General features: G+C 67.9%; 18 protein-coding genes. 7 read left to right on the top strand and 11 right to left on the bottom strand.

Annotated elements, in window-relative coordinates:
* The first annotated feature begins 65 nt into the window (after positions 1-65).
* From ACSFA5_RS04785 to argE, 3 genes are read left to right on the top strand one after another with little or no spacing between them, the layout of a single operon-like run.
* The gene (locus ACSFA5_RS04785) at positions 66-980 is read left to right on the top strand and encodes a DMT family transporter (RefSeq protein ID WP_435442867.1); all 915 of its coding nucleotides are present in this window, start codon (positions 66-68) and stop codon (positions 978-980) included.
* Positions 981-1,002: 22 nt separating this feature from the next.
* Positions 1,003-1,737 (top strand): alanyl-tRNA editing protein, encoded by a 735-nt coding sequence (locus ACSFA5_RS04780; RefSeq protein WP_435442866.1) that lies wholly within the window; start codon positions 1,003-1,005, stop codon positions 1,735-1,737.
* A 7-nt stretch (positions 1,738-1,744) separates the two neighbouring features.
* Positions 1,745-2,863: an acetylornithine deacetylase gene (gene argE / locus ACSFA5_RS04775; protein WP_435442865.1), complete on the top strand. Its 1,119-nt coding sequence runs from the start codon at positions 1,745-1,747 to the stop codon at positions 2,861-2,863.
* A gap of 33 nt (positions 2,864-2,896) precedes the next feature.
* Here the strand turns inward: argE and ACSFA5_RS04770 are convergent, their stop codons facing one another.
* The 5 genes from ACSFA5_RS04770 to ACSFA5_RS04750 form a co-directional block, all read right to left on the bottom strand.
* Complete coding sequence (locus ACSFA5_RS04770; RefSeq protein WP_435442864.1) at positions 2,897-3,169, bottom strand: oxidoreductase-like domain-containing protein; 273 nt, start codon at positions 3,167-3,169, stop codon at positions 2,897-2,899.
* Positions 3,166-3,453, bottom strand: coding sequence for a type II toxin-antitoxin system RelE/ParE family toxin (locus tag ACSFA5_RS04765; RefSeq protein WP_435442863.1), 288 nt, complete (start codon positions 3,451-3,453; stop codon positions 3,166-3,168). The genes ACSFA5_RS04770 and ACSFA5_RS04765 overlap by 4 nt, the downstream gene beginning before the upstream one ends.
* Positions 3,450-3,758, bottom strand: coding sequence for a type II toxin-antitoxin system RelB family antitoxin (gene relB, locus ACSFA5_RS04760; RefSeq protein WP_435442862.1), 309 nt, complete (start codon positions 3,756-3,758; stop codon positions 3,450-3,452). The genes ACSFA5_RS04765 and relB overlap by 4 nt, the downstream gene beginning before the upstream one ends.
* A gap of 83 nt (positions 3,759-3,841) precedes the next feature.
* Positions 3,842-5,194 (bottom strand): sensor histidine kinase, encoded by a 1,353-nt coding sequence (locus tag ACSFA5_RS04755; RefSeq protein ID WP_435442861.1) that lies wholly within the window; start codon positions 5,192-5,194, stop codon positions 3,842-3,844.
* A complete protein-coding gene (locus ACSFA5_RS04750; RefSeq protein ID WP_435442860.1) occupies positions 5,185-5,877 on the bottom strand; it encodes a response regulator transcription factor in 693 nt (230 codons plus the stop codon). Before ACSFA5_RS04750 ends, ACSFA5_RS04755 begins: the two co-directional genes overlap by 10 nt.
* A 133-nt stretch (positions 5,878-6,010) precedes the next feature.
* Here ACSFA5_RS04750 and ACSFA5_RS04745 point away from each other — a divergent pair, with 133 nt between their 5' ends.
* Positions 6,011-6,709, top strand: a complete 699-nt coding sequence (locus ACSFA5_RS04745) for a phosphatase PAP2 family protein (protein ID WP_435442859.1) — start codon at positions 6,011-6,013, stop codon at positions 6,707-6,709.
* 22 nt (positions 6,710-6,731) lie between these two features.
* Here the strand turns inward: ACSFA5_RS04745 and lpxO are convergent, their stop codons facing one another.
* The 3 genes from lpxO to ACSFA5_RS04730 all read right to left on the bottom strand — a co-directional run bounded on the left by lpxO (position 6,732) and on the right by ACSFA5_RS04730 (position 9,839).
* Complete coding sequence (lpxO, locus tag ACSFA5_RS04740) at positions 6,732-7,628, bottom strand: lipid A hydroxylase LpxO (protein WP_409171275.1); 897 nt, start codon at positions 7,626-7,628, stop codon at positions 6,732-6,734.
* A 103-nt stretch (positions 7,629-7,731) separates the two neighbouring features.
* Complete coding sequence (locus ACSFA5_RS04735; protein ID WP_435442858.1) at positions 7,732-9,159, bottom strand: sensor histidine kinase; 1,428 nt, start codon at positions 9,157-9,159, stop codon at positions 7,732-7,734.
* Positions 9,156-9,839, bottom strand: coding sequence for a response regulator (locus tag ACSFA5_RS04730; RefSeq protein WP_435441557.1), 684 nt, complete (start codon positions 9,837-9,839; stop codon positions 9,156-9,158). Before ACSFA5_RS04730 ends, ACSFA5_RS04735 begins: the two co-directional genes overlap by 4 nt.
* 156 nt (positions 9,840-9,995) lie before the next feature.
* Between ACSFA5_RS04730 and ACSFA5_RS04725 the strand changes: the two genes are divergently transcribed.
* Positions 9,996-11,129 carry an alpha/beta fold hydrolase gene (locus ACSFA5_RS04725; RefSeq protein ID WP_435442857.1) on the top strand — a complete coding sequence of 378 codons (1,134 nt, stop codon included), beginning with the start codon at positions 9,996-9,998 and terminating at the stop codon, positions 11,127-11,129.
* A 37-nt stretch (positions 11,130-11,166) separates the two neighbouring features.
* Here the strand turns inward: ACSFA5_RS04725 and ACSFA5_RS04720 are convergent, their stop codons facing one another.
* Together ACSFA5_RS04720 and ACSFA5_RS04715 are read right to left on the bottom strand one after the other, a co-directional pair.
* The gene (locus ACSFA5_RS04720) at positions 11,167-11,568 is read right to left on the bottom strand and encodes an OsmC family protein (RefSeq protein WP_435442856.1); all 402 of its coding nucleotides are present in this window, start codon (positions 11,566-11,568) and stop codon (positions 11,167-11,169) included.
* A gap of 75 nt (positions 11,569-11,643) precedes the next feature.
* A complete protein-coding gene (locus ACSFA5_RS04715) occupies positions 11,644-12,111 on the bottom strand; it encodes a winged helix-turn-helix transcriptional regulator (RefSeq protein ID WP_435442855.1) in 468 nt (155 codons plus the stop codon).
* Between the two features lie 128 nt (positions 12,112-12,239).
* On the opposite strand from ACSFA5_RS04715, the gene ACSFA5_RS04710 reads away from it, so the two are divergent.
* A complete protein-coding gene (locus ACSFA5_RS04710) occupies positions 12,240-13,541 on the top strand; it encodes a D-amino acid dehydrogenase (RefSeq protein ID WP_435442854.1) in 1,302 nt (433 codons plus the stop codon).
* A gap of 124 nt (positions 13,542-13,665) precedes the next feature.
* Entirely contained in the window at positions 13,666-14,871 is a 1,206-nt protein-coding gene (locus tag ACSFA5_RS04705; protein WP_435442853.1) for a diguanylate phosphodiesterase, read from the top strand.
* Between the two features lie 7 nt (positions 14,872-14,878).
* Here ACSFA5_RS04705 and ACSFA5_RS04700 read toward each other — a convergent pair whose 3' ends face one another.
* Positions 14,879-15,958, bottom strand: a complete 1,080-nt coding sequence (locus tag ACSFA5_RS04700) for an aromatic ring-hydroxylating dioxygenase subunit alpha (protein WP_435442852.1) — start codon at positions 15,956-15,958, stop codon at positions 14,879-14,881.
* Positions 15,959-16,278: the final 320 nt, after the last annotated feature.

Below are 16,278 nucleotides of genomic sequence, written 5' to 3'. Positions count from 1 at the left end.
CTCGATCGTTCAAAAACAAACCGACGGGCCCGATCGGTCAAGACCCGGTCGCGCCTCGACGAAACATGACGACATCCATTGCACTACCGGCTGCCTCGAAAAGTAATTTCCTGTCCTTCGTGGCGCTGCTGCTCGGCGCGGCGGCGTTGGCACTGGGCGGCGTTTTTCTCCGGCACAGCGAATTGCCGCCAACGGCCAGCGCGGTGTATCGGGTGGCGCTCGCCATTCCCATCTTCTTCCTGCTCGACAGGCTTGCCGCAAGAGCCGAGCCTGTGGGCACGACCCTTTCGAAACCCGAGAACATGCCGGGCATTCCGATCAGGCTCATCCTGGTCGGGTTCATTTTTTCGGGGAATCTGGCGCTCTATCACTGGTCGATGACGCTGACCACGCTGGCCAATTCGAATCTGCTGGCCAATCTTGCGCCGATCTTCGTGGTGCTCGGGTCCAGGTTGTTCCTGGCCAAGAAATTCAGTTCAGGCTTCCTGTTCGGCATGCTGTTCGCATTGGCCGGCGCATTCATCCTGATCGGCCATCGGCTCGACTTCGGCTCGAACTACATGACCGGCAATCTGCTGGGTCTGCTGACGGCGGTCTTCTACGGCTCGTACCTGCTGGCGGTGAGCCTCGTGCGCTCGAACTACCGGACCATGACCGTCATGGCGTGGAGCAGCGTGGGCACGCTGATCGTGCTGTTGCCCATCACGCTGCTGCGCGGCGAATCGCTGGTTCCGCACACGCTGCACGGCATGCTGATGCTGCTGGCGCTGGCGGTCGTGTCCCATGTCGGCGGCCAGGGCCTCATCGCCTACGCGCTGGCCAAGCTCCCGGCGGCGCTGTCTTCCATCACGCTGCTGGTACAGCCCGTCATTGCCACCGTGCTCGGCGCCTGGCTCTTTCACGAATACCTCAGCGGTCCCGAGTTCGTGGGGGCCGCCGTCATCCTGATCGGCATCGTGACCGCGCGCCGGTTTTCCTAGACATTCCGCCAGCGAGGAATTCATGTCTCCTTATCTTTGCCATGCCGAGCCCGACTGCTTCAGCTTCGAAGCCCACGTGGTGGCGCGCCGCCCGAACGCCGTTCTGCTCGACCGGTCCTTCTTCTATCCGGGCGGCGGCGGGCAACTGGCGGATCGCGGCGCGCTGCAATGGAACGGCGGCGAGGCCAGAATCGCCCGCATCGAGATGGAGGGCCGCCATGCGTGGCACTGCTTCGATGATGCGGACATCGCCGCCATGCCGGCAATGTCCGCGGAGAAAGTCGTCGCCCACGTGAACCGCGACTTCCGCTTCATGATGAGCCAGCTGCACACCGGCCTGCACATCCTCAACGCGCTGGTCTACCAGCGCTTCGAGGGTTCCCTGGTGACCGGCGTGCAGATGGCGGTCGACGGCACCGCCCGCATCGACTTCGATCTGCCCGAGGCCGACAACAACGACCTGCGCAAGCTCGAGCCCGAGCTCAACACGCTCATTGGCGACGGACTGCAGGTGAATGCGGTGTACCTCGACGCGAGCGAACTCGCGCGCGAGCCGGGCGTGCTGCGCAGCCGGTCGGTCGCACCGCCGAGCCAGGACGACGGCACCACGCGCATCATCGAAATCGTGGGGCTGGACCGGCAGGCCTGCGGCGGAACGCATCTCGCGAAGACCTCGCAATCGGCACCGTTGCGCATCCTGAAGATCGAGAACAAGGGGCAGCACAACCGAAGGATCCGGATCGGGCTGGTCAGATAGGCCGCACATGCCCGTCGAACCGATGACCACCGTCGAGATCCTGCGAACCCTGGTGGCGTTCGACACGACGTCGCACCGATCGAACCTCGAGCTGATCCATTGGATTGCGGACTACCTGGCGGCGCATCGGGTGAAGGGGCACCTCGTGCACAGCGAGGACGCACGCAAGGCGAACCTGCTTGCCAGCATCGGGCCCGACACGGTGGGCGGCATGGTGCTCTCGGGACACAGCGACGTGGTGCCCGTGGCCGACCAGAACTGGTGTTCCGACCCTTTCAGGCTGGTCGAACGCGACGGTCGCTTTCACGGCCGCGGCGCGGCGGACATGAAGGGCTTCATCGCCGCCTGCCTGTCGGCCGTTCCGTCGTGGCAAGGGCGTGCGCTGGCTCGTCCGATCCACCTTGCGTTCTCCTACGACGAAGAAGTCGGATGCCTCGGTGTCCCGCAGCTCGTGAGCCGCTTGCAGACGCAGGTGGCGGCGCCCGCGGTGGCCATCATCGGCGAGCCGACGCAGATGCGGATCGGCGTCAGGCACCGCGGCTTCTTCGGGCATCGTGCGCTCTTCAGCGGACTGCCCGCGCATTCGAGCGACCCGTCGCTCGGCACCAGCGCGATCGAGCCTGCCGCCTACCTGGTCACCTGCCTGGCCGGGCTGCGACGCGCCTTCGCCACGCAGGGCAGCGAGGCCACGCTCAACATCGGCCGGATCGACGGCGGCACCGCCATCAACATCGTGCCGGGCTGCTGCGAGGTCTTGTGGGAGTTCCGTTCGCAGGACGAAGCGGCGGCGCGACGCGTGCGCGATGCGGTCCGCAATGCCTTGATGGACCTTCCCGCCGGTGTCACGGTCGAGGCCGTGCAGGTCGCCGGCGTGCCCGCGCTGTCGACGCGCAACAACGACGCGGCGGTCTCGGTCGCGCGCCAACTCGGCGCGCTCTGGCCGGAGGCCGACCTGCCGTTCGGCACCGAGGCGGGCTTCTTCCAGCAGGCCGGCATTCCCACGGTGGTGTGCGGCCCTGGCGACATCGCGCAGGCGCACCAGCCGGACGAATGGATCTGCGCCACCCAGCTGCAGGCGGCCGATCGCTTCATGCAGTCGGCCGGGGAATGGGCAGCAACGAAATGACCGGCGCGAAGGCGCCCTGAATCTGCTGCCGATTCAGTTTCCGGTCGGCGCCCGTGGCCGCGCAGGGCGCGGCTCGGCGGGGGCGTCGCCCAAGCGCAGCGATGCCTCGTCGCGCCAGTAGTTCACCGCCGCGAGCCAGCCCTCCCACACGCAGCCGTTGCAGCCGCGCCCGCAGCAGGTGGTGGGCTCGGGCGGCGGCGCGCGCATCGGGACGCCTGCGGCATCGAGCAGCGCCAGCACGCGTGCGATCAGCGCCTGTGCGCCGGCGAGGTTGGTCGGCTCCGGCAGCCGGTCGATGAGGTTCATGGCAGTTCGCCGGGCCACAGCTGCGCGCTGTGAAGAATTCGCAGGATGCGAACGCGATCCTTTCCAACCCGGTAGGCCACGATGTACGGCGTGCGGCGAACGATCAGCTCGCGCGTCCCTTCGATGCGCCCTGGGCGCCCGCCCTCTGGAAACCGCACCAGCACCAACATCTGCGCGGCGATGCGCTCGTCCACTGCAATCGCCGCGCGCGGATCGTCCTGCTCGATGAAGTCGAAAATCCGCTCTCGATCATCCATCGCCAACGGCGACCACTCCAGTCTCACGCGTCGCCTTCACCCGCTTTGAGCCGCGCAGCGACTCGGCGCCTGGCGAAATGCGCTTCGACTTTCTCGTGGGGGATGGCAGGGCGCGGATCATCCAAGGCCTCCTGCACCTTGGCTCGGAACCAGGCGTCGTGCGCCGCAGCGTCGACGGTAAAACCCGCCGGCAATGCGCCCTCCTTGGCCACACGGGTCAGAACGATCCTCATCACATCCGAGACGGTGAGGCCGATGTTGTCGAGCACCGCGGTGGCGCGCTCCTTCACATCAGCGTCGATGCGGGTCTGTACCAATGCGTTTGCGACCATGGCAGGCCTCCAAGTCAAAGAACAACGGATTTAGTGTAATTCAATTGAATGACATCGCATATGTGTTCATGCCTGTACTCCTTCTAAGCGCCGAGGTTCAGCTCGAACCGCATCTTCGCCCCACCCGATTCGCTCGACCCGATGGTGAGCTGCCCACCGTGCAGCCGCGCCACCTCAGCCACCAGGTGCAGCCCGAGCCCCGCGCCGCGACCGCGCGGCACCAGCCGGTGGAACGGCGCCACCACGCGCTCGCGGTCGGCCTCCGGAATGCCAGGCCCCGAGTCCAGCACCTCGAAGCCAGAGGGCTCCCACAGCCGCACCTGGATGTCGCAGCCCTGCCCGCCATGCTCGATGGCGTTCTGGATCAGGTTGGCCAGCGCGCGCTCCAGAGAAGGCGCGTCGCCGCGCACCCACAGCGGGCGCGGCGCATCGACCGAGAGCGTGCAGCGGTTCATGACGGCCAGCGGCGCAATGTCGGCCGCCATGCGCTCGCACAGCGCCTTCAGGTCGACCTGCTGGCGGTCCTGCGAGGCGATGCGGTCCAGCCGCTGCAGGTCGAGCAGTTGCTCGGCCAGCGTGGCCAGCCGCGCCGAGGCCTGCATCAGCTTCACCTTGAGCAGGTCGTTCGGCAGGCCCTCGATGTGGATCTGCAGCGTGGTGATGGGCGTGCGCAGCTCGTGCGCGGCGTCGGCCAGGAAGCGCTCCTGCCGGTCGTAGCCCTCGTTGAGCCGGTCGAACGCGCGGTTCACGGCATTGACGAGCGGGCGGATCTCGCTCGCCACGTTCGCCAGCGGCAGCCGCGTGGTGCGCTCGTGCACGTCGATGCCTTCGGCATGCTCGGCGGTGGCCACCACGCCCTTCAGGCCGCGCTTCACCACGAAGGGCGTGGCCAGGATCACGCCCAGGCAGGTCACCAGCGCCATCGGCGCCACCATGAACAGGAAGGCGATGCCGGTGCCCTTGAGCGTGTTGCGCACTGTCAGCGGCCCGCCGGTCTGCGCCATCACGGCGACGGGGCCCGCGCGGCTCTCGACACGCTCGAAGCGGGCCTTGGGCCGGGTGCTGTCGGGCTCGGGGTTGATGGCGACGCGGTCCATGCCGTCGAACGCGACGAGGAGCTTGAGGTATTCGGGCGGCACCTCGCCACGGCGCAGTTCCGCGCCGCGGGCATCGCGCACGATGAACCAGTGCGACGGATCGGCCTGCTGCAGCCGCCGGAGTTCGGGCGTCGGCTCGGCCGACAGCGTGCCGTCGGCGTCGCGCAGCAGCGCGCGCTGGATGGCGGCCACCGTCTCCTGCCCGGTCTCGTCGACCACGCGGCCCAGCGACCACGCCAGCCCGAGAAAGCCGCCCATCACCAGCGAGCCCACCACCACCTGCAGCAGGATCAGGCTCCAGATCAGCCGCCAGCGCAGCGACAGCAGGCTCAGGCGCATGCCGCGCGCGGCGTGGCCGCGCAGATCAGGTAGCCCACGCCACGGATCGCATGAATCTCGACCTGCGCGCCGGCCCTGTCGAGCTTGGAGCGCAGGCGCGAGACGTGCGTGTCGAGCGCGTTGGACTGGATCTCGTCCCGGTCGCCATATACGCGCTCCTGCATGGACGCGCGCAGCACGGTGCGTCCGCGGTGCTCGAGCAGCGCCTCGAGCACGAGCAGCTCGCGCCGCGGCAGCGTGATGCTCGCCTCGCCCACATGGGCCTGGCGCATGTGGTGGTCGAAGCGCAGCTGCCCGAGCGTCATGACGAGGTGGGCACGCACCGCCGGACGGCGCGCCAGCGCGCGCACGCGCGCCATCAGCTCGTCCATCGAGAAGGGCTTGGCCAGGTAGTCGTCCGCGCCGCCGTCCAGGCTCAGCACGCGCTCGGCCACGTCGCTCATGGCGGTGAGCACCAGCACCGCGGCGGCAATGTCGTTGTGCCGCAGGAAGGCCACCAGCGACAGGCCGTCGCCGTCGGGCAGGCCGCGGTCGAGCACGATCACGTCGTGCTGCGCGCACAGCGCCGCCTCTTCGGCCTCGCGCAGCGAACCGGCCACGTCGACCACCGCCTGGTTCTGCCGCAACGCCGAGGCCAGGGCTTGCGCCAGGTCGACTTCGTCTTCGACGAGCAGGATTCTCATGAGGCAGTGATGCGCAGGGAAGGGAGCGAAAGGGCCGGCCATTCTAGGAGAGCGCTTCTTGCAAACGACGCAATGTTCACGCAATGCACGCGCCTAAGCTGGAGCGCCCCCCAACCCTCCGAAAGCAGCACCGGTGAACTCCCGCTCGGCGATTCCCTCCCCCCTGCCCGGCATGCCTTGCGACCCCTGGTACCTGGCGCTGGGCCGGCGCATCGCAACGCTCTGGGTGGTGAAGATGATCGGCACCACGGCCGGCATCTCGGGCTTCTTCTTCCTCTACTTCTGGGTGATGCACAACCCGCTGGGCGAGCCGACCGTGATGCCGCTCACGCCGCTGGACCACTGGGTGGGCGTGAGCGACGACGCCATGCTGCTCTACGCTTCGCTGTGGTTCTACATCTCGCTGGCGCCGGCCTTCGCCAAGGACAAGGCCGCGCTGTGGGCCTGCGCGCGCGACGCCACGCTGATGGCCGCCGTGGGCCTCGCGGTGTTCTGGCTGTTCCCGACGGTGGTGCCCGCCTTCGGCATCGACTGGGCGCAGTACCCGGCGCTGCAGTTCCTTAAAAGCGCCGACGCGGGCGGCAACGCGTTTCCGTCGCTGCACGTCGCGTTCGCGGTGCTCGCCGCCGTGCAACTGGGCCACCAGTTGCGCAGCGTGGGAGCGCCGTCATGGGTGCGCGCAGCGAACGTGCTGTGGGCCGTCGGCATCGTCTATTCGACGCTGGCCACGCGCCAGCATGTGCTGCTCGACGTGCTCGGCGGCGCATTGCTCGCAGGCGCCGTGACCTGGGCCGGCACCGCGCGCGACCGGCTGGTGTGGAAGGAAGCCTAGGCTGGTTGCCCAGGCCGCACGGTCACCAGAAGATCCAGAGCGCCAGGCCGCCGAAGATGGCCCACTTCACCAGGTAGTAGGCGCGCTTGTCCCAGGCCTTCAGGCGCTTGCCGACCACGCGGATCTGGTAGATGTACTTGAACGCGCGGTTGATGCCGCCCGTCTTGTCGCCCGCTTCGTTGGGCGAGCTCGCGGCGGCCAGCAGGTTCTTCGCGAACCAGCGGTTCACCGCGCTGGCCCAGCGGTACTTCAGCGGGCGCTCGATGTCGCAGAACAAGATCACGCGGTCGTGGTCGGTGGTGTTCTCGGCGTAGTGAATGAAGGTTTCGTCGAACACCACGGCCTCGCCGTCGCGCCAGTGGTAGCGCTGGCCGTCCACGTCGATGTAGCAGCCTTCGACGCCGGGTGTCCACAGGCCCAGGTGGTAGCGCAGCGAACCGGCGAAGGGGTCGCGGTGGCGCACGAGGCGGCTGCCCGGCGGCAGCTCGGCGAACATGGCGGCCTTGATGGTGCCGATGCCCTTGAGCAGTTCGGTCGTGCGCGGGCACAACACGGCGGCCGACGGATGGGCCTCGTCGTACCACTTCAGGTAGAAGCGCTTCCAGCCGCTCTTGAAGAAGGAGTTGAAGCCCACGTCGTTGAACTGGCTCGACGCCTTGATGCTGCCGCCGTTGCGCATGGCCAGCGCTTCCTCGCGAATGACTTCCCAGTTCTCCTCGAGGATGCGCATCTCGGGGAACTGCGCGGGCGACAGGTACGGCGTACCCGGCACCTTCGAGAAAAGGTACATGAAGACGTTCAGCGGCGCGAGGAAGGTCGAGTGGTCAGAGAGCTGTCTGAAGAACTTGTGCCGCACCTGGCCGCGGAAGTGAACGTAGAGCGCGCTGAGCGCGAAGATGGCAAGAATGACCCACTTCATTGGTGAAAGTGTCCTGTAAACGGCACCCGGAGGCAGCCCGGTAGTGTAAATCGTCGCCCCAAAATGGAGCTGACCGGGTCTTTGAAGGGCATCTCGGGCTTTTTCAGCCGCACAGCAAGGGCAGCGGCGCATCCGCCTCGGCCAACGGCAGCCGCACGGTGGCCAGCAGCCCGCCGCCCGCCGCCTCGCCGAGCACGACCTCCCCGCCGTGCCGGTCGACCACCGACTTGACGATGGCCAGGCCCAGCCCGCTGCCGCTCTGCGTCTGTTCCGGATTGCGAAAGAACCGGTCGAACACCCGCTCGCGCAACAGCGCCGGAATGCCCGGCCCCCTGTCGGCGACGGTCAGCAGCGCGTGCGCGCCGTCGCGCAACACATGCACCATCACCGTCGCGCCCTCCGGGCTGTACTTGATGGCATTGTTGATGAGGTTGTCGATCATCGAGACCAGGCTCTCGCGCTCGCCCAGCACCGGCACGCGGTCGTCGCAGACCAGTTCCAGCTCCACATGGCGCGCGCTGGCCAGCCCCTCGATCATCGCGAGCCGGTCCTGCACCAGCGCGTCGAGCGACAGCATCACCGGCAGGCTGTTGTCCGAGACCGCGTCGCTGCGCATCAGCTGCAGCAGCTGCCCCACCAGGCGCGCCGCGCGGTCGTTGCTGCGCAGCAGGTTGCCCATGAGCTCGCGCTGGTCCTCGTCGGTGCTCTGCTCCTTCAGCGCTTCCACGTTCACGCGCATGGCCGCCAGCGGCGTTCGCAGCTCGTGGGCCGCGTCGGCAATCAGGCTGCGTTCGCGCGAGGTGCTGTCGCGCACCCGTTGCAGCAGGCTGTTGATGCTCTGCACCAGCGGCTGCAGCTCCTTGTGCGGCGGCGCGTACGACAACGGCGAGAGGTCGGCCGGCCCACGCTCGGCGGTTTCCCTGCTCACCTGGCGCCATGGCCGCAGCGCGAGACGCACCGACAGCCAGGCCGGAAAGATCAGGAACGGCAGGCTGATGACCAGCGGCAGCAGGTAGTAGCCTCGGTTGAGCACCGTGACCGTGAGGCGCCACACGCTGGGCTCGGCCAGCATCACGCGCGTGTCGGAGGTGGGCGAGACCAGCGTACGCGCGCGCCATTCGCGGTTGCCGGCCTTCACCGTCTCGATGCGGTCGGGCGCGCTGTTCAGAATGACCGGCACGCCCGCCGTCGAGCGGTAGATCAGCTTGCCGTGCTGCCACACCTGCAGCACCGGCGCGCTGTCCGAGGCGGCGTCGCCGTCGCCCACGGTCTCCACCAGCGCGGCGTCGAAGGCGGCCAGGCTTTCCTGCTGCCGCTGGGGCTGCTCGGCCATGCTCTGCGCAACGACCAGCACCGCGTTGAAGATCTTGTCGTACTTCAGCAGCTCGGGGTCGTCATAGGAGTCGTACAGCAGCAGCGCGATGGTCATGGTCCACAGCAGGGCGACCACGGCCATCTGCGCCAGCAGCAGGCGCCGCATCAGGGACGGTTGCTTCCAGTTCTTCCAGCGCCTCGACAGCGCCAGCATCATTTCGGCGTGCTCCGCACCAGCGACTGCACGTCGACCACGTAGCCGATGCCGCGCACCGTGCGGATGTAGCCCTGCCCGATCTTCCTGCGCAGGTTGGAGATGTGCACCTCCAGCGAATTGCTGCCGTTGGCCTGGCCGCCGGGCAGCACCTGTTCTTCCATGACGCGGCGCGTGACCACGCGGCCGGTGCGCTTGAGCAGCAGCGCGAGCAGGTCGAACTCGCAGCGCGACAGCTCCACCGGCTCGCCGTCGACGATCACGCCGCGCGTGGGCTCGTGCAGCGCCAGGCCGCGCATGCGGATGGTTTCGTCGTTGAAGCCGTAGCTGCGCCGCGCGAGCGCCCGCACGCGCGACAGCAGCTCGGCCAGCGCGAAGGGCTTGACGAGGTAGTCGTCCGCGCCGTCGTCCAGGCTGCGCAGCCGGTCGTTCAATGCATCGCGCGCGCTCAGCACCAGCACCGGCAGGATCTGCTTGTCGCGGCGCAGGCGAAACAGCAGGTCGAGCCCGTCGCCGTCGGGCAGGCCGAGGTCGAGCAGCACCATGTCGAAGGTGCCCCCGTCGAGCGTGCGCAGCGCGTCGTCGAGCCGGCGCACCCACACCACGTCCATGCCCTGGTTGGCCAGCGCAATGCGCACGCCGTTGCCGAGATCCAGGTCGTCCTCAACCAGCAAGAGATTCATGGCGCTCCACGCGAATTAGCCAGCACGGTGCCGGGGGAGGCCGAAGTATCTGCGAAGCACCGGCGGCGCAGTTCAGGAAATCTTCATGAAGGGCGCAGCCGCTCTTCAGGTGCGAACCGGACACTGGAACGACTCTTTCCCACACGGAACACCGACGTGAACAGCCCCCTCGCACCCACGCTCCTGCACCTGCGGCCCAACCGCTTCCAGCCCCGGCGCAGGGACCTCTTGCGCGCCATGGCGCTGACCGGCGTTGCCGGGCTTGCGGCCTGCGGCGGAGGGCGCAGTGCAAGCGGCACGAGCGCCGGCCCTGCCGACCCCGCGGTGGGCACCGTCTCGGTCACGGACCGTTTCGTGCAGGTCTCGCACACACCCGACGTCTCGCTGCAGGTGCGCGACTGGCAACGCACCGGCAACACGGGCCCCACCATCGTGCTGCTGGCCGGCCTGGGCGCCAACGCCCGCTACTTCGACAGCCTGGCGCCTGCGCTGGCGGCCGACTCGCGCGTGGTGGCCATCAGCCGGCGCGGCTACGGCCTCTCGGACAAGCCGCTGCCGGTGCGCTCGGCCACGCAGTACTACGACACGGACACGCTCACCGCCGACCTGAAGGCGGTGCTCGACGACCTGGGCCTGCCGCGCGTGGTGCTCGCCGGCCATTCGATCGCCGGCAACGAGCTCACGCGCTTCGCGGGCCTCTACCCCGAGCGCGTGCAAGGCCTCGTGTACCTGGACACCACCTTTCATTACCAGGACATCCCCGACACGGGCGGCGAAGATCCGCCGGTCAATGCCGCGCTCGACGAGCCCGTGCCCGGCGACGCCGACCGCAGCTCGCTGCAAGCCGCCGTGGCCTTCAACCGCCGGCTGGTGAAGAACTGGTGGCCTGCCCTCGAAGCCAACCTGCGCGAATCGCTAGACCTGCGCCCCGACGGCAGCGTGCGCCCCAACACGCCGGACAGCGCAGCCACCGCGATGGACGTGGCCGCCCACAACTTCATGCCCGACTACCACGCGGTGCGCGCGCCCTCGCTGGTGGTCACGGCGCTGCCCGCCACCGCGCGCGACCTGCTGCCATGGCTGGCGCAGCCGTTCGACGCCACCACCGAGAAGTACGCGGCGGACCTGCTGCGCGTGATTCGCCGCGTCTACCAGACCAACTCGGACCGCCTGGTCGCTGCCCTGAACACCCCGCATCGGCTGACGCTCGACAACGCCTGCCACGCCGACTTCCTGATGGAGCGCGAGGCCGAGGTGCTGCGCGCGATCCGGTTCATGACCTGGGCCTGAACCGCGGTGGGGTGCGCCGTCGTGCGGCGCGGCGCGCTCAGTCCGCCCAGCCGGTCTCGATCTCGGTCTTCACCTCGGTCATGAGCTTGTGCACCGGGCACTTGGCCGCCACGCGCAGCAGCTCCTCGCGCTGCGCCTCGGTCAAATCGCCGGTCATGCGCAGGCCCGACTTCAGGCGGTACACGCCCTTGCGCTCGTCGCTGTTGTCGCGGTCGACCACCACCTCGATGTCTTCCACCGGAATGCCCTTGCGGCGCGCGTAGATCAGCACGGTGAGCGCCTTGCAGGCCGCGAGCGACGCGTCGTACAGGTCGTGCGGGTCCGGGCCGGCGTCGCTGCCGCCACCGGCGGGCGAGGCATCGACCGCAATCTCGTGGTTGCGGATCTTCAGGATGTGGCGCGTGCCGGTGGTGCCGTCGCGGCGAATCGAAATGGTCATGCCGGTGTCCTTGGTGGGGCGTGGTTGTGAATCAGGAACAGGAAAGCACGGGGAAAAAGGCGACGCGGCTGGCGCTCATCGGTCCACCGCCAGCACCAGCGTCTCCTTGATTTCCTCCATGACGACGTAGCTGTGCGACTCGGCCGCCACGGGGAGCTTCTTCAGGATGTCGCCGAGCAGGTGCCGGTACTCGCTCATGCCGCTCAGGCGCGCCTTCACCAGGTAGTCGAAGCTGCCCGACACCAGGTGGCATTCGAGCACCTCAGGCATGTGCAGCAGCTCCTGCCTGACCTTGTCGAACACCTCGCCCGACTTGGCCGAGAGCTTGATCTCCACGAACACCAGCAGCGTCTTGCCCAGCGCCTCGGGCGACACGCGCGCGTGGTAGCCGGTGATGACGCCGTCGCGCTCCATGCGCTTCACGCGCTCGGCGCAGGGCGACGCCGACAGGCCGATGTGCTCGGCCAGTTCGGTCATGGACATGCGCCCCTGGCGCTGCAGGACATCGAGGATCTTGCGGTCGATTCGGTCGAGTTCGGGCATTTCACTTCGCGCGGGGCATTGGACGATTTTCGGCAGCTACTTTCACTGCCGAATCTCTAAAAACGATGGAATCCACGGCATTGTGCCCTTTAGATTCCATCTATTCCATCTGAATCAGCGAATACACCATGAAAGTCATCGTTCTCGGCGGCGGCGTGATCGGCACCACCACGGCCTACTACCTCGCGCGCTCGGGCGCCGAGGTCACCCTGCTCGACCGGCAGGACGGTCCCGCCGAGGAAACCAGCTTCGGCAATGCCGGCCAGGTCTCGCCCGGCTACTCCACGCCGTGGGCCGCGCCGGGCATTCCGCTGAAGGCGATCAAGTGGATGTTCAAGAAGCACGCGCCGCTGTCCATCCGCCCCGACGGCACGCTGTTCCAGTTGCGCTGGATGGCCGCCATGCTGCGCAACTGCTCGCCCGAGGCCTATGCGGTGAACAAGGAACGCATGATGCGCGTGGCCGAATACAGCCGCGGCTGCCTGCAGCAGCTGCGCGCCGACACCGGCCTGCAGTACGAGCAGCGCACCGGCGGCACCCTGCAGCTGTTTCGCACGCAGGCCCAGCTCGACGCGGTGCAGCGCGACATCGCGGTGCTCGAAGAGTGCGGCGTGCCCTATGAACTGCTCGACCGCGACGCGCTCGCCGGCGTCGAGCCCGCGCTGGCCGGCGCGCGCGACCGCCTCGCGGGCGGGCTGCGCCTGCCCAACGACGAAACCGGCGACTGCCACCTGTTCACGCGCGGCCTGGCAGACATCGCGCGCGGCCTGGGCGTGGACTTTCGCTTCGGCCAGACCATCGACGGCCTGGAAACCGACGGCGGCCGCATCACCGGCGTGCGCACCACCGCCGGCAAGGTGCTCACGGCCGACCGCTACGTGATGGCCTTCGGCAGCTACTCGCGCGCCGCCGTCGCCTCGCTGGGGCTGGACATTCCGGTGTACCCGGTCAAGGGCTACTCGCTGACCGTGCCGCTGCTGGACGAATCGCTCGCGCCGCAGTCCACCGTGCTCGACGAGACCTACAAGGTGGCGGTGACGCGCTTCGACAACCGCATCCGCGTGGGCGGCATGGCCGAGCTCGGCGGCTTCGACCTGCGCCTGAACCCGGCGCGCCGCGCCACGCTCGAGAAGGTGGTGAGCGACCTGTTCCCCGGCGGCGACCTGCCGCGCGCCACCTTCTGGACCGGCCTGCGCCCGATGACGCCCGACAGCACGCCCATCGTCGGCGGCACGCGCTACGCCAACCTGTTCCTCAACACCGGCCACGGCACGCTGGGCTGGACCATGGCCTGCGGCTCGGGCAAGCTCATCTCCGACATGGTGATGGGCCAGCGGCCGGAGATTCGCACGGACGGGCTGGCAATGGACCGCTACGCACAGGGCCCGTCGCGCGCGCCGCGCCCGAACCCGGCGACCGCACCGGCCTGACGCCACCCCCCGGCTCCCGCCCGAAGCGTCGGCAGCTTCACGGCACATCGGCCTACACGATCGCCGCGAAGTCGTGGTTGCGCAGTCCGTTTCCGTTGCTACCCTAAGCGCACGGAATCAACTGATGCAACCCCTCATTCACATCGCCTACGCGAGCAAAGCGACACAGGCCTTCGAACCCCGCGCCCTGGCGCAGCTGATGCAACGGGCCAGCGACGCCAACGAAAGCCGTGGGCTCACGGGCTTTCTTCTCTACGACGACCGCCACTTCTTTCAATTGCTGGAGGGCCCGCCGGCCGTGGTCGAGGAGACCTTGCAGAAGATCGTCGCGGACGCGCGCCACGGCGAGATCGTCTGCATCCTGAAAGAGCCCCTTCCAGCGCGCCAGTTCGACGAATGGTCCATGTCCTCCATGACACTGACCCGGGCCGAGCTCGGCGCCATCGACGGGCTGCAAGACTTCTTCGACGCGGGCGCGACGTTCATGCAAATGAATCCGGCGCAGGCGCGCCGTGTGATCGCCGCTTTTGCCGACGGACGCTGGCGGCAGAACATCGCCGGTCGCGCGGCGCAAGGAAGCATCGCCGCCGCCGACCCGGACGTCTCCGCGCCTGCAGCAGCGGCCTGGCGCTCGGCGTACGGCCGCAGCTACGCGTATCAGCCGATCATCGACACGGCGACCCGCAGGGTCGTTTCGTACGAGGCCCTGGTTCGCGGGGCCCGGGGCGAATCGGCGTTCCAGGTGCTGGGAGCGGTGCCTGCCGCGCAGCTTTACGGCTTCGACGCCGATGGCCGGGTCGACGCCATCGAGCAGGCGGCACGCCTGGGAATCGACTGCGACCTGAACCTGAACTTCATGCCTCAAAGCGCCATCGCGTCGCCGCGCGGCCTGGACAGCACCCTGGAGGCGGCCATGCGATGCGGCATTGCGCCGGAGCGCATCGTCATCGAGATCACGGAGACCGAGGCCATTCAGGACCATCGCAGCTTCTCGGAGTCGATCGACGTGTACCGGCGCCAGGGATTGAAGGTGGCCATCGACGACTTCGGGGCCGGTTACTCGGGGCTGAACCTGCTGGCCGAATTCCAGCCCGACCAGCTCAAGGTCGACATCGCCCTGGTGCGCCAGATCCAGATGAGCGGACCGCGCCAGTCGATCGTGCGGGCGATCGTGGGTCTGTGCCGCGAGCTTCGCATCGACCTGATCGCCGAAGGCATCGAGTCGACCGACCAGTTGCGCTGGCTCGAAGACCAGGGCGTGCACCTGTTCCAGGGCTACCTGTTCGCGAAGCCGGGCTTCGAGTGCCTGCCGATGCCCGCGTTTCCCTGACAGCCGCTCAGGCAGCCCTTGCCACAGGAATGACCGCGTGCATGCCGCGGTGAACCTCCGCCTCGCCATGCCTGGCGAGCAGCTGCATCAGGTGCTTGCGAATCAGCATGCCCGGCCGGTCCGACTCCATCGAGTACTCGACCCCGCGACGGCGCGTGTCGACCAGCGCGTCGGGGTCGGTCGACTCGAGGATGTCCTTGTCCTCCCGCGTCACCGCATCGTCGAAGTCGATCAGCATCTGCGCGGCGCAGTCGGCCTCGGTGTCGTTGCGGAACAGCCATTGGCACAGCTGCATGCGCGCGTCGTCGATGGGCGTGAAGCAGTTGATGATGATGTGGCGCACCCCGCTCGGGTACTCGATGTCGAGCCGGCGCGAGAACGGCAGGAAGTAGGCGTTGCGCATGTGGCGCGTGGTGATCGGGTCGGTCACGCCGCTGATCGCAAGGAACTTCACCGGATTGGTGGCCTCGATGACCGTCTCGGCGTGGAAGCCCGACTCGTTTTCCACCAGCTCGTACTTGCTCGGCTTCGGGCTCGCGGCCACGCCGAAGGTGGCGCGGTGCACGAAGCTGAAGTGCGAGTTGTCGAAGGAGTTTTCCAGCGCGCGCATCGGGCTGGTCTGCCACTCCTCGTAGAACTGGAAGATGGTGCGGTAGCCCGGGTCGTCGAACTCCGGAATGGCTGGAATGTCGGCAATGGGCTCTTCCAGCGCCACCCAGGCGTAGCCGTAGCGCGCGGTGCAGCGGTAGGCCGTGGTCTTGTAGTCGGGCGAGATCTTGCGCTCGGGCTCGTACTGCGGAATGCGCACCACCTGGCCGCTGCGGTCGTAGGTCCAGCCGTGGTAGCCGCACTGGATGGCACCGGTGCCGCAGGCCTGGCCTTGGCTGTCCACGCACCAGCCCTTCGACAGCTTGGCGGTGCGGTGACAGCAGCGGTCGCGCAAGGCGGCCGGTTGGCCGCCGGCGTCGATGAAGAGGACGATGTCTTCGCCCAGCAGCCTGAAAGGCTTGGGGCCGTGGGCCAGTTCGGTGAGCGGCATGACGGCATGCCAGAACTTGCGGAAGACGGGTTGTTGGGTAACGAGCATGCGCGGACTCCTTCTGTGGTCGTGTGGGGACGAACTGAAAGAGCAATTTCCTGCCGGGGGTGCGGGGGGAGGGGTGGCACCGCGCGGCTGAACGCTTCTACTCTGCGCAACCTGCCATGCAAATTGCGCGCCCGGATTGTGACGCGGCTGCGCCATCGCTCCAAGCCCCCGGTCGCAAAGCCCGAGCAAAACCGGTTGGCATCGCCCTTGGCATGCGTCGTGCATCACCGGCCGCAAGAGTAGAAGCGTTCAGCAGCGCACGCACCACGAACGTGCGCCGCCCGGAAATTGCTCTTGAAACGCCTTCTGCTTTTTGCGGG

Source organism: Variovorax monticola (assembly GCF_051216855.1).
In the GTDB taxonomy this organism is placed as follows: domain Bacteria; phylum Pseudomonadota; class Gammaproteobacteria; order Burkholderiales; family Burkholderiaceae_C; genus Variovorax.
The sequence above is the reverse complement of the archived record's forward strand: the minus strand, read 5'-3'. Positions and strand labels throughout refer to the sequence as shown.

Excerpts from the sequence above, each read along its gene's own strand:
- ACSFA5_RS04785 (WP_435442867.1), top strand. The coding sequence starts at position 66 with ATGACGACATCCATTGCACTACCGGCTGCCTCGAAAAGTAATTTCCTG.
- ACSFA5_RS04780 (WP_435442866.1), top strand. The coding sequence starts at position 1,003 with ATGTCTCCTTATCTTTGCCATGCCGAGCCCGACTGCTTCAGCTTCGAA.
- argE (WP_435442865.1), top strand. The coding sequence starts at position 1,745 with ATGCCCGTCGAACCGATGACCACCGTCGAGATCCTGCGAACCCTGGTG.
- ACSFA5_RS04770 (WP_435442864.1), bottom strand. The coding sequence starts at position 3,169 with ATGAACCTCATCGACCGGCTGCCGGAGCCGACCAACCTCGCCGGCGCA.
- relB (WP_435442862.1), bottom strand. The coding sequence starts at position 3,758 with ATGGTCGCAAACGCATTGGTACAGACCCGCATCGACGCTGATGTGAAG.
- ACSFA5_RS04755 (WP_435442861.1), bottom strand. The coding sequence starts at position 5,194 with ATGCGCCTGAGCCTGCTGTCGCTGCGCTGGCGGCTGATCTGGAGCCTG.
- ACSFA5_RS04750 (WP_435442860.1), bottom strand. The coding sequence starts at position 5,877 with ATGAGAATCCTGCTCGTCGAAGACGAAGTCGACCTGGCGCAAGCCCTG.
- lpxO (WP_409171275.1), bottom strand. The coding sequence starts at position 7,628 with ATGAAGTGGGTCATTCTTGCCATCTTCGCGCTCAGCGCGCTCTACGTT.
- ACSFA5_RS04735 (WP_435442858.1), bottom strand. The coding sequence starts at position 9,159 with ATGATGCTGGCGCTGTCGAGGCGCTGGAAGAACTGGAAGCAACCGTCC.
- ACSFA5_RS04730 (WP_435441557.1), bottom strand. The coding sequence starts at position 9,839 with ATGAATCTCTTGCTGGTTGAGGACGACCTGGATCTCGGCAACGGCGTG.
- ACSFA5_RS04720 (WP_435442856.1), bottom strand. The coding sequence starts at position 11,568 with ATGACCATTTCGATTCGCCGCGACGGCACCACCGGCACGCGCCACATC.
- ACSFA5_RS04715 (WP_435442855.1), bottom strand. The coding sequence starts at position 12,111 with ATGCCCGAACTCGACCGAATCGACCGCAAGATCCTCGATGTCCTGCAG.
- ACSFA5_RS04710 (WP_435442854.1), top strand. The coding sequence starts at position 12,240 with ATGAAAGTCATCGTTCTCGGCGGCGGCGTGATCGGCACCACCACGGCC.
- ACSFA5_RS04705 (WP_435442853.1), top strand. The coding sequence starts at position 13,666 with ATGCAACCCCTCATTCACATCGCCTACGCGAGCAAAGCGACACAGGCC.
- ACSFA5_RS04700 (WP_435442852.1), bottom strand. The coding sequence starts at position 15,958 with ATGCTCGTTACCCAACAACCCGTCTTCCGCAAGTTCTGGCATGCCGTC.